The sequence below is a fragment of the Mycoplasma sp. 3398 genome (assembly GCF_053851555.1).
The window spans coordinates 89,929-102,318 of sequence record NZ_JBSQAW010000001.1; the positions used below are offsets into that span (position 1 = coordinate 89,929).

Sequence of the window (12,390 nt, forward strand, 5' to 3'; positions counted from 1 at the left end):
ATTATGGAAAATATGAAACAAAAATTTATTAAATTTTGAGAATATCTAGAAAACGCAAATAATATAACATTATGTACTCATGTTGAACCAGATGGTGATACCCTAGGATCTGCAGTCGCTCTCAAGCATCTTATAAAAATAAACCTAAAAAATAAGAATGTAAGAATTTCTGGCGGCGATTATCCAAGAAACCTATTGTTCTTGGAAGATGAAAAAATTTCATTAGTTGATAATGACTTTTTTAATAACTCACTAAAGGTGGTTGTTGATACATCTACAAAGAATAGAATCTTTGATCAAAGAGTCAAAACCGAAGAATCAATTAAAATTGACCATCATCCTTTGGAAGGCGAATGATTATTTGAAATTGGTGGTGATTTTTGACCTGCAACCGGACAAGTAATGACCAAACTTGTTATGGAACTAAATTTAAAAACAGACAAAAAAGTTCTCGAAGGCCTTGCTGTGGCAATCATTACTGATACTGAATTTTTCAAAGAGAGAAATGTTACCCAAGAAACTTTTAAATGTATGGAATTTTTATTAAAGGAAGGTCTAGATTATAATCTTTTACTTAAAAAAATGCAACTTAATGTGGAAGAAAACAGATTCATTTTTAATGCAATAAACAATTCCAAAAAAGAAGGAATAGTTACATATATGATTGTTGATCAAATTGTTTCAAATGATATCGCAAGACCTCTTGTTGCTAAATTTGCAGAAGTATCTAACACCGAAGTTTCACTAGCATTATTAAAACGAAAACAGGGTGATTATCGCTGTGAAATTAGATCAAAAACTACTTATGATGTATCAAAAGTTGCAAACTATTTTCAAGGCGGTGGGCACTTAAACTCATCTGGATTTATTCAACAGGATTTAAATAAATTGCAAGAAATAGTTAACTTTATAAACAAACATTATTTAATGTAAAAAATAAGAGTTAGGGGTGCATTAAACCTCTAACTTTTTAAAATATTAAAATATAATTTTAAGTACTAATATTTTATCTAAAAGGAAATTGTTATGTTTGAACCAATTGAACCATATAAAACTGGTTTTTTAAAAGTAAGCGATATTCACTCTATATATTATGAAGAAGTAGGTAACCCAAATGGTCAACCAATTTTATTTATACATGGTGGTCCAGGAGGGGGGATTTCTGAATCAAATCGCCAATATTTTGACCCAAATCATTACCGAATTATTTTATTCGATCAAAGAGGTTGCGGCAAATCTATGCCATCTGCCGAAATAAAAGAAAATACTACACTAAACTTAATTAGCGATATTGAAGAGTTGCGAAAAAACTTAAATATTGATAAATGGATACTTTTTGGTGGTTCATGAGGATCCTGTTTGTCACTTATTTATGCCATTAATTACCCTCAAAATGTATTGGGCATGATTTTGCGAGGTGTATTCTTAGGGCGCCAAGAAGACGATTATTACCTTTATCAACAGGGTGCTTCTTTCTATTTTCCTGAAGCATATGAAGCATTTTCCAACTTTATTCCAATTGAAGAAAGACATAATTTAATCAAGGCATACCACAAGTATCTAAATAGTCCAAATATTGAATTAGCATACAATGCAGCATACCATTGAGCTAAATGAGAACTCGGGCTTATAACGATGAATCCACTAACAGAAATAGAAGAAATTTTATCTAATCAGAAAAGCAATTTAGAATTAGCTAGACTTGAAAATCATTATTTTATTAATCATATTTTTTTAGAAGATAACTATATATTAAAAAATATTGACAAAATTCAAAATATTCCAACAATAATTATTCATGGTAGATTTGATATGGATTGCAGACCAGAAGGCGCTTACCTTTTACATAAAAATCTAAACAAATCAAAGTTAAATTTTGTTATTGCAGGTCATTCCTCAAAAGAAGAAAAGATTGCCGAAGCACTAGTTAATGCTACAGAAGAATTCAAAAATTTGCAATAAATAATTCATAGACTTTAAAGACAAAAAAACATTCAGAAAATACACCTGAATGTTTTTTTACAAAATCTCATTTAAGTTTTTCATCTAGATTAGATTCAAAAAATATTTTAAATAAATTGAATCAAAATTTTTTAAGCTTTTGAAGCTGAAATAAAAAAGATAATAAAACCTACAAGTGTTAATATTAGCAAGATCAGCCGACAATTATTAACAAAAATAAAGTGTTTATATTCAAACATAAACAATAATGCTTTGCTTCAATGTCTATATTATTGAAATTCAGAAATAGTGACAATTTCATTGTTAATTTCACTAAGAGCATTATCATAAAATATTAATAATATAATAACTGTAGGTCTATATATGCTAGATTATAATTAAAATAATTGACGCAAAACCTGGACCAACATTAGCTATATTGCAACAAATGTATATATCGACATTACAACAACAATAAAAGCAAACACAAACAATGCCGGCGATAGATCAAATGAAACAAAATGACCTTGTTTAGACTTTTTTGTTTCGCACAAATGTTGCTTCATCAAAATAGCCAGTCACTCATAAATAAATCCTTTAAATTTCAAATGTATAACCTATTATATTTTTTTGAATATTTAGCTCAATAAACTAAATTATGATTTATAAAAAATGTGATCTTTATTTCAGTATCTTCTTACCTTCTAAGCGGCTGAAGTGCCTATGATTACCCTGATAAACAATAATAATAAAAAAATAATACCTAGAGGTATTAATAACTTGCTGCATCCAATTTAGAATTAACTTTTTTCCTCAATTGAGCTTTAATTTAAAATTAAAAATATACTAGTTTTTTTTAGCAAATCACTTCTTTAAGACATACAAATAAGTTCGCTTAATACGTGATTTTGTATATCTTTTTGATGTACAAGAATCAATAAATTCATCGTAGGATAAAGCATCAATGTTTTTCTTAAATAAATTTTCCATTCCTTCACTAACAAGTTTAATTTTGGCGATTCTTTGTGGTGACCAATGTCTTATTATTCTTTGGAATTTTTTATATGTATCTTCAATCCTCTTAACTCTTTTAATTTTTAGTGGAGAAAAATTTGAAATATCCTCATTATTTTTTATCATTTCTCTTAATTTTGTTCCTGATGCATAAATTGAACTTGTTTCCCCAGAATGATGTGAAATTGACCTTTTTATACAATCAAGTTTAATATGAGGTTTATTTTTTAATATGTATTTAGTGTATTCAAAGCCCAAAATATCCTGCGGAATTTCTTCTTCTTTTAAGAATAGTTTTAACGATTCATAACAGGATAAAATAAAGGATTTTCCTTGTTTTAAAAGCAACTTAACATTTTTGTTATATAAATCCGCATTTTCATCCAATAACCTGGCAGCACTTATATATTTTTTTATTTCATCGCTATCGGATGTTCCAAAAAAAAGAATATCAATTTTTTGTTTATCTAACATATCAATTGAGCCTTTTGCAAAAAAGTGTGCTGCCTGTGTTGAAGTTTCAAAATCTAGCTTAACAACCTTATCAACACCATATTTCATACATATTTTTTTTCTTTTTGCAAAGGGAGCGCAAGCAATCTCACCACGTTGGGTAAAATTAGAGGACAAGGCAACAATAATTTGCGAATTTGGATATCTTTCTTTAATTTTATTAATTAAGTATATATGACCATTATGAAATGGATTATATTCTGCAATAATGCCAATTTTTAACATAAATTTATTCTTCCTACAATTCAATAATTCTTAAAAATTATAAATTAATTTGCTTTAAAAAAAATCTAAAAAGACCTATTAAAAAAATAATTTCTTTATAATTAATGTACTAAAGATAATAAATAAAAATTGGAGAAATTATGATTGATTTATCAATAAAAAATGTTGCAAAAAGATTGAATATACGTAATGAGCAGGTTAGTGAAACCCTTAAATTATTAAAAGAAGGCGCTACAATTCCCTTTATTTCACGTTATAGAAAAGATGTGACCGGTGGTCTTGATGAAGAACAAGTTGCAAATATTAGCGAATTTTATGAGTATGATGTAGAACTTCAAAAAAGGAAAGAATATGTTAAAAAAATTCTTGAAGAAAAAAAGCTACTTGATGTTGAAATATCGAAAAAAATTGATGATGCAATAACTAAGCAGGAAGTTGAAAATATATATGAACCTTTTAAGGTAGGCAAAAAAACAAAAGCCACCGAAGCTCTTGCATTAGGATTAGGGCCACTTGCTGAGCTTATTATGACAAATAAGGATGAAAAATTTAATGTTTTTAAAGAAGCTTCGAAATATATTAATGGAGATACATTAAAAGATGTTGAACAAGTTTTAGAACAAGCTAAATATATAATTGCTCAAAATATTTCACAAGATATTTCAGTTCGCGAATATGTTAAAAATCAACTTATAAACTACGGTGTTATCGTAACAAAAAAGAAAAGCGTGGATGACGAAAAAGAAACATTCAAACAATATTATGACTATAGTGAGAAGGTTAAAAATATCCCTAACCATCGTGTATTAGCTATTACTCGTGGTGAAGACAAAAAAATCATTTCATATACAATTGAATTCAATGAAAAAGTTATCATTTATTATCTAAACAACAAATTTTTCATCAACAAAAGAACAGCTAAGATTGTTAATGAAGCAATAAAGGATTCACTAGATCGTTTAATATTTCCATCGATAATAAGAGAAATAAAGACAGATTTATTTGAGCGTGCCGAAAAAGAAGCTATTGAAATTTTTGCTCAAAACCTTGAAGATTTATTACTTTCTCCAGCCACAAAAAATAAAAATATTTTATCTATCGATCCTGGATATACTAACGGCTGCAAATGTGCAATGCTAGACGGTAATGGAAAATATTTAGAAGGTTTTGTTATCCATCCACACACTAACTCAAAAGAAGAATTTCTAAATGCAGTCAAAAAGATGCATGAAATACTTAACAAATATGAGATTGATCTAATTGTTATTGGAAATGGAACCGCTAGCCGTGAAACAGAAGAATTTATTGATAAATTATTAAAAATAAGAAGAGAAAAAGAATTAAACAAAAACACTAAATTTGCCATTGTTAGCGAAGTAGGCGCTTCTGTATACTCGGCTTCAAAAATTGCGCAAGAGGAATTTCCTGATTTAGAACTAGAATTTAGATCAGCAATTAATATAGGCAGAAAATTTCAAGATCCTTTGAATGAGCTAATTAAAATTGAACCAAAATCTCTTGGGGTAGGTCAGTATCAACATGATGTTAATCAAAAAGAATTATCTTTAAAATTAGCATTCAAAGTCGGAAAGGCAGTCAATATGGTTGGAATTGATTTAAACACCGCAACCAAATATATATTAGAGTATGTTTCTGGCCTTTCGAAATCATTAGCACAAAATATTGTTGATTATCGTAATGAGAACGGCTTATTTAAATCAAGAACTGATCTTAAAAAAGTTAAAGGTTTAGGCCCTAAAGCTTATGAACAATCAGTTGGTTTTCTACGAATTTATGATTCTAATGTATTTTATGATAAGACAAATATACACCCTGACTTATATGAACTTGCCGATAGAATAATAAAAGAATTAGCTATTGATTTAAAAAATATCGATAAGGAAATATTGCTTTCAACTAATAAGGATGAATTAGCTAAAAACCTAGGCGCAAATCAATATGACATTGACCTAATTATTGATTCTTTATTAGCACCTGGAAAGGATATAAGGGATGATAAACCAGGATATATTGTTAATGACAAAATTTTAAAATTTAGCGATATCCAACTGGGTCAAGAAATTATTGGCCAGGTTCAAAATATTACCAACTTCGGTGTATTTGCCTATATTGGCCTAAAGGAAAATGTTTTGATTCATATTCGTAATATGAAGAAGGAAAATTCCCAATATATCAACCATCCTAATGAACTAGTTTCAATTGGCGATAACATAAATATAAAAATTATTGATATTGATAAAGTAAACTCAAAAATTCAAGGAAAAATTATTTGAAAATAAATTAATGTATTAAAATTTTATTATACTGTTTTTAATTAAGATTAAAAAGGGTTGGCCATAGGCCGATCCTTTTTGTAATTATAAGATATAAAAAAGGAGATAAAAATGAATACTAAAACTTTTGATTCGGAACTAAAAGCAACACAAATTTTTAGTGCTATATATAATGTTTCACAGATCAAAAATATTGATGAAGAAGCAGTAGTTGATTTATTTAAAAAAGCTGTTGAACAAGTGATTTTTAGTCAATATGACCCTGATGCTGAATTAGAATTTATCATTGATAAAGATAAGAAACAGTTTAAAATAATAAACCATACAAAAATCGTTACTAATGACCCTATAACATATGAAGACAAAGATAATTTTTGCCCTTGCATTGAAATCGCTTTAAGCGATGCTAAAAAAATTAATGCAAATATTAAGGAGGGAGATATCATTGCCGAGGAAATAGATTTCGAATTATTCCATAAACGTGATTATCAAAAAATTCTAAGTATCTTCAACCAACAAATTAGAGAGTTGGAAAAACAATTAACCTTTAATAAATATAGTAGCTTAATAGGCACTATAGTTAAAGCTAAAATAACAAATATTACCAAAACTGGTACACTCATGGAATTTCGTGATGGGACTGTTGCTTATATGCCACCATCTACAAGCAATTTAAGATTATTATCCAATCTAAAAGCCGGCGATTTGTTAGATGTTTATATTGAAGAAGTAAAACCTGAATCTAAAAATGCACAAATATTAGTATCCTCAGTTGAATCTAAATTAATAAATAAATTATTCGAACAAGAAATACCAGAAATTGCTGAGGGATTTATTGAAATTATTAAGGTTGTTAGAATACCAGGGGAAAGAGCAAAAGTTGCTATAAGAAAAACAGAAAAAGCGCCTTTTGCTCTCGAAGAATTAGGCACAGTAATCGGAACAGATTCAGCTAGAATTGAAGCTATTTCGAAACAACTAAACCACGAAAAAATTGATGTTGTATTATATGATGAGGACAAAAAGAAATTTGTAATGAATGCTGTTAGTCCTTCAAGAGTTATTGATATTGTCGAAAAAGAAGATTCAACTCCACAGTTCAATAGTTTTATTGTTATTGTTCCTAATGCTCAACATACTTTAGCAATTGGTAAAAAAGGGCAAAATGTTCGACTTGCCTCAGAATTAACAAGAAGCCGCTTGGACATAATTAGCCAAGCGCAAGCCGATCAACTCCAAATAAAATATTCATTTAAAAATGCAAATATTACTGAAGAAGAAGCTAAATTAAAATATGTAGGTCAAAAGTTAAATCTAAAACCAATTAGCAATCATAGAAATTCTAAGAAATCCAATGAATCATTCTTTGATAATACATTCAATATATCAGAATTTGACCAAGACCTAGCTGAGCTTAGACAAAAAGCACAACAAACAGATCATATTTTTGAAAAACAATTATATGAATCTATTTCTGATGAGGAAATAGAAAGAACATGAATTGATATGCAAAATGAATTAGAAAACGAAGAAATGGAAGATTTAGATGTATACTCAGGGAACACTAAACAAAATGAAATTAAAGACAAAGCAAAAATCGAAGCCGACTATGAAAAAATAACTCAAACAAAAATGAAGGACTTCAAAAAAGATGATGACCTAAGTGCTGGTTTAGAGAATTTAGATTTAGGTGATTTAAATGATGAAGATTGATAAAAAATATAGTCGTAAATCTATTGTTGATGGAAAAATTTATCCTATAAAAAACTTAGTTAGATTTGCAAAAATTAATAATGAATTTTATTTTGATCCAAACATTGAACTAGGTGGTCGGGGAACATACTGTTTAGATAATGAGGAACAAATCGAAACCCTTTTTAAAAAGCATTTACTAAATAAAGCATTTAGACAAAATATTGATGATTGTATTTATAAAAAATTATGAAATGAGGTGAATATATGGCTAAGCAAAAATGTAACAAAAGAATTTCAAATGTAGACAATATTAAAGAAAAATTAAACGTTGTAGAAGCAAAAGTCAAAAATGGTGTATTTATTTTTACAGGTCCACTAACAGTTTGCGAATTTAGTCAAAAAATTAACCAAACTGCTGCGCAAATTTTAACCTACTTCTTTAAAAAAGGAATAATGAAAAATATTAACACCTTCTTAAATGAAGAAGAAATTGCGGAAATATGTTTACATTATAATCTTGATTTTCAAAAAGAAGAATCAGTTGATGCTGAAAATTTATTTGATAAACTTGAAGTTATTAATGATCCAAACGACCTTTCAACACGCCCTCCCATTGTGACAATTATGGGCCATGTTGACCACGGTAAAACAACACTAATTGACCAAATTAGAAAAAGTAACATTCTTTCAACAGAATTTGGTGGGATTACCCAACATACTGGTGCATATCAAGTTGAATACAATGGTAGAAAAATTACCTTTCTTGACACCCCTGGACACGAAGCGTTTACTGAAATGCGTTCGAGAGGGGCTAGGGTAACTGATATTGTTATTATTGTTGTAGCTGCAGATGACGGTGTTAAACCGCAAACTATTGAAGCCATCGATCATGCGAAAGCTGCCAATGTGCCAATTATTATCTTTGTTAATAAGATGGATAAGTCAAATGCAGACCCTGAGAAAATTAAAAGCCAACTAAGCGAGCATAATATTATTTGTGAAGAATGAGGAGGCGAAAACCAATTCATTTATGGTTCAGCAATGATGAATAATAATATTGATGCTTTATTAGAATCTATTTTTCTTCAAGCTGATTTACTAGACCTAAAGGCAAATCTGAATCGCGATCCTTTTGGAACTATTATTGAATCAAAGATTGATAAAGGTAGAGGGGTAGTGTCAACGGTTATTGTTGAGAATGGTACTCTTATGCATCGAGATTTTATTGTCGCTGGTGGTCAATATGGAAACATTAGAAGCTTAACCTCAACCGAGGGAAAACCATTGCAAAAAGTCTTACCAGGCACACCTTGCATAATTACAGGTCTCAATAAGAATCCCTCATCAGGTGATAGATTTATTGTAATTAGTGATGAAAAATTCGCTAAGAAGCTAGCAGAAGAAAAATCTTTTATTAATAAACAAAAAGAATTAAGCGAAAGAAATTCCTTCACTATAAAAGATGGACAAAAAACCTTAAACATAATTATTAAAACCGATGTGCAGGGGACTGCTGAAGCAATTAAGCAAACGCTATCTAAACTAAAAAATGATGAAATCTCTGTTAATGTTATTAGAGCAACAGCGGGAGAACTAACTAAAGCAGATTTACTCTTAGCTGAAGCATCTAATTCAAGAATTTATCTATTTAACATTAGCACATCAAGCGAAATTAAAAAACTAGCTGAAACTAAAAAAATAAAAATTGTTTCTCATAACATTATTTATAAAATTGTTGAAGAAATAGAAGCAATTATCAATACCTTAAAAGAACCAGTTTATGAAGAAAAATTAATTGGACAGGCTGTTGTTATAAAACTTTTTTTCTACTCGAAAGTAGGAACAATTGCAGGTTGCATGATGCTTGAAGGACAAGCGAAAGAACTTTGCAAAGTTGAAGTAATTAGAAAAGGCAAAAGTATCTTTAAGGGCTCAATAAGCTCCTTAAAAAGAGAAAAAAATGATGTTAAAGTTGTCGAAAAAGGCTTTGATTTTGGTACCCATATTAAAGATTTTGATAAAATAGATATAGATGATGAATTAAAATTTTATGAGGATGTATTAGTATAATATGAACGCAATTATGCATGAAAGAAAAACTCAATTATTATTAGAATTAATTGGAAATAGTTTTTTTGAATTAAAAGATTTTGATGTAACAAACATCTCAATTAACGACGTAATTTTATCAAACGATGGATCACATGCTAAAGTATATATAACCTTATTTAAAGACAAGGAAAGATACTTTGACAAAGTGACTTCAATGGCGCCATTTATTCGTTCAGTTGTAGCTAAAAGTTGAAAATATAAAAAATTACCAGAACTAGTATTTTTAATTGATAAAGTTGAGCCTGAAGCTGCAAGAATTGAAAAAATACTTAAAGATATTAAGGAATAGTACTTAATAAATGAACAATCAGTATGATGCTATCGTAATAGGTGGTGGTCATGCCGGAATCGAAGCAACTTTTGCACTAGCAAAAAGAAATCTAAAAGTAGCCTTAATAACTCTAAATACTAACCGCTTAGCAATGCTACCTTGTAATCCATCAATCGGTGGATCGGCAAAAGGAATTATTACTCGTGAAATCGATGCCCTAGGAGGAGTTCAGGGCTTTTTTGCCGACCTATCCATGATCCAAATTAAAATGTTAAATACTTCAAAAGGCCCAGCTGTTTGATCGCTTAGGGCCCAAATAGACAAAGATAAATATTCACAAATAATTCTAAATGCTGTAAAAAAAGAAAATAATATTGTTTTAATTGAAGATGAAGTTTCTGATCTAATCATAGTTGACAAAAAATGTGTTGGTGTTAAAACTTTAAAACACGGCGATATACACTCGCAAGTCACAATTATGACAACCGGTGTCTATATGAACTCACGCATCCTGCGAGGCACCGATATTAAAAACGATGGTCCTGACGGTGAAAAAAATAGTTCAACTCTATCCAAAAATTTAGCTAAATATGGTTTTGAAATCCAAAGATTAAAAACCGGAACTCCTTGTCGTATTTATACTGATAGTATTGATTTTACAAAAGTAGAAAGAGAAATTCTAGATAAAACTGAACTTTGTTTTTCCAAGCGAAGTAATATAAAATTAGATGAACAAACTTCTTGTTTTCTAACTCATACAACAGCCAAAACTAAAGAAATAGTACTAAAAAACCTTGATAAAAGCTCATTATATTCTGGAATAATTATTGGTATCGGACCAAGATATTGCCCTAGCATTGAAGACAAAATTGTTAGATTTCAAGACAAGGAAACACACCACATATTTTTTGAACCAGAAACTAAAAAAGGCGACATTATGTACATTAACGGCTTATCCACTTCAATGCCTGTCGATGTCCAAGATGAAATGATTAGATCGGTACCTGGATTAGAAAATTGTAGAATCCAAAAATATGGATACGCCATTGAATATGATGCTATTAATCCACTTAATTTATATAAATCGCTAGAATCTAAAATGTTAGAAAACTTTTTTTCGGCCGGACAACCTAATGGGACAAGTGGTTACGAAGAAGCAGCGGCCCAAGGCTTAATAGCTGGAATTAATGCAGCAAATAAGATTCAAAATATGCCTTCTATGGAAATTAAAAGAAGCGATGCCTATATCGGTGTCTTAATTGATGATATCGTTACCAAAGGCACCACAGAGCCATATCGTATGTTAACAAGTCGTTCAGAATATCGATTATTATTAAGAAATGACAATGTTGATGAAAGATTATGCCAATATGCTTATGACAATAAAATGATAAATGAAGAAGAATATCAAAAAATTGTTAATAAATATAATCTTATTCAAACAACAATTGAAGAACTTAAAAATAAATATGTGTCTTCAAAGAGTGAATTAGGCATTAAATATAACGTTATCAATGGCCAATCTTACCTTAAGTTACTTGCCAATCCTGAGACAGACCCAATAGATATCTTAGGAAATGATTTTCCCTTCATTGAAGAATTAACAATTCAAGTAAGACTATTTGGATATCTTAAAAAACAAGAAACAGCTGCTGAAAAAATGATTCGCCTGGAAAATCTAAAAATCCCTGAAAATATAAATTATTCCTTGGTAGATAATCTCGCTACAGAAGCAAGACAAAAACTTGAAAAAATTAGACCCTCAACTATTGGACAAGCAACAAGAATTAGTGGAATTAACCCTTCCGACATACAAATGCTAATGTTCTATCTAAATAACCGCAAAAAATAAAAAATAAAAATGAAAATAAACTTAATTGCAGTTGGTTCTTTAAATTCAGATATTAAGAAAATTTATGATTCATATTTAAAAAAAATAAACTTTTTAGCAACAATTAATTTAATTGAAATTAAAGAAATTATTAATGATAATATTGATATTAAAATTGCAAAGGAAACTGAAGCAATATTAACAAAAATACCAAAAAATTCAAAAGTTTTTTATCTTTCATTACAAGGAAAACAAATGAGTAGTGAGGAATTTTCTAATATACTTATTGAAGATAATCTAACTTTTATTATTGGCGGGTCAAATGGCGTAGATGAAACAAAATTTAAAAATAAAATTTGTTTTTCCAGAATGACCTTCCCACATCAGTTATTTAGAATCATGTTAATTGAACAAATTTATCGTGGATTAGCCATTAAGAAAAATATTAAATATCATAAATAATTACACCAAATTTTGGTGTAATTTTTTTATTT

The 12,390-nt window shown here is 29.1% G+C and carries 11 protein-coding genes; 9 read left to right on the plus strand and 2 right to left on the minus strand.

The window, feature by feature from the left end:
* Positions 1-3 precede the first annotated feature (3 nt).
* Together ACWXVK_RS00375 and pip are read left to right on the plus strand one after the other, a co-directional pair.
* Entirely contained in the window at positions 4-933 is a 930-nt protein-coding gene (locus tag ACWXVK_RS00375) for a DHH family phosphoesterase (RefSeq protein ID WP_456016858.1), read from the plus strand.
* A gap of 93 nt (positions 934-1,026) precedes the next feature.
* The gene (gene pip, locus ACWXVK_RS00380) at positions 1,027-1,962 is read left to right on the plus strand and encodes a prolyl aminopeptidase (RefSeq protein ID WP_456016860.1); all 936 of its coding nucleotides are present in this window, start codon (positions 1,027-1,029) and stop codon (positions 1,960-1,962) included.
* A 413-nt stretch (positions 1,963-2,375) separates the two neighbouring features.
* Here pip and ACWXVK_RS00385 read toward each other — a convergent pair whose 3' ends face one another.
* Together ACWXVK_RS00385 and ACWXVK_RS00390 are read right to left on the minus strand one after the other, a co-directional pair.
* Complete coding sequence (locus tag ACWXVK_RS00385) at positions 2,376-2,549, minus strand: hypothetical protein (protein WP_456016862.1); 174 nt, start codon at positions 2,547-2,549, stop codon at positions 2,376-2,378.
* Positions 2,550-2,787: 238 nt separating this feature from the next.
* Positions 2,788-3,693 carry a nucleotidyltransferase gene (locus ACWXVK_RS00390; protein ID WP_456012563.1) on the minus strand — a complete coding sequence of 302 codons (906 nt, stop codon included), beginning with the start codon at positions 3,691-3,693 and terminating at the stop codon, positions 2,788-2,790.
* 140 nt (positions 3,694-3,833) lie between these two features.
* On the opposite strand from ACWXVK_RS00390, the gene ACWXVK_RS00395 reads away from it, so the two are divergent.
* From ACWXVK_RS00395 to ACWXVK_RS00425, 7 genes are all read left to right on the plus strand, one after another.
* The gene (locus tag ACWXVK_RS00395) at positions 3,834-5,993 is read left to right on the plus strand and encodes a helix-hairpin-helix domain-containing protein (RefSeq protein ID WP_438340438.1); all 2,160 of its coding nucleotides are present in this window, start codon (positions 3,834-3,836) and stop codon (positions 5,991-5,993) included.
* A gap of 105 nt (positions 5,994-6,098) precedes the next feature.
* Entirely contained in the window at positions 6,099-7,703 is a 1,605-nt protein-coding gene (gene nusA, locus ACWXVK_RS00400) for a transcription termination factor NusA (protein ID WP_455966395.1), read from the plus strand.
* Entirely contained in the window at positions 7,687-7,986 is a 300-nt protein-coding gene (locus ACWXVK_RS00405) for a DUF448 domain-containing protein (protein WP_438340440.1), read from the plus strand. Before nusA ends, ACWXVK_RS00405 begins: the two co-directional genes overlap by 17 nt.
* Positions 7,947-9,752, plus strand: a complete 1,806-nt coding sequence (gene infB / locus ACWXVK_RS00410) for a translation initiation factor IF-2 (RefSeq protein ID WP_456016863.1) — start codon at positions 7,947-7,949, stop codon at positions 9,750-9,752. The genes ACWXVK_RS00405 and infB overlap by 40 nt, the downstream gene beginning before the upstream one ends.
* Before the next feature lies 1 nt (position 9,753).
* A complete protein-coding gene (gene rbfA, locus ACWXVK_RS00415) occupies positions 9,754-10,083 on the plus strand; it encodes a 30S ribosome-binding factor RbfA (RefSeq protein WP_438340442.1) in 330 nt (109 codons plus the stop codon).
* A 10-nt stretch (positions 10,084-10,093) separates the two neighbouring features.
* Positions 10,094-11,917, plus strand: coding sequence for a tRNA uridine-5-carboxymethylaminomethyl(34) synthesis enzyme MnmG (gene mnmG / locus ACWXVK_RS00420; protein ID WP_456016864.1), 1,824 nt, complete (start codon positions 10,094-10,096; stop codon positions 11,915-11,917).
* 9 nt (positions 11,918-11,926) lie between these two features.
* Complete coding sequence (locus ACWXVK_RS00425) at positions 11,927-12,358, plus strand: 23S rRNA (pseudouridine(1915)-N(3))-methyltransferase RlmH (RefSeq protein WP_455993771.1); 432 nt, start codon at positions 11,927-11,929, stop codon at positions 12,356-12,358.
* The last annotated feature ends 32 nt before the right edge of the window (positions 12,359-12,390 follow it).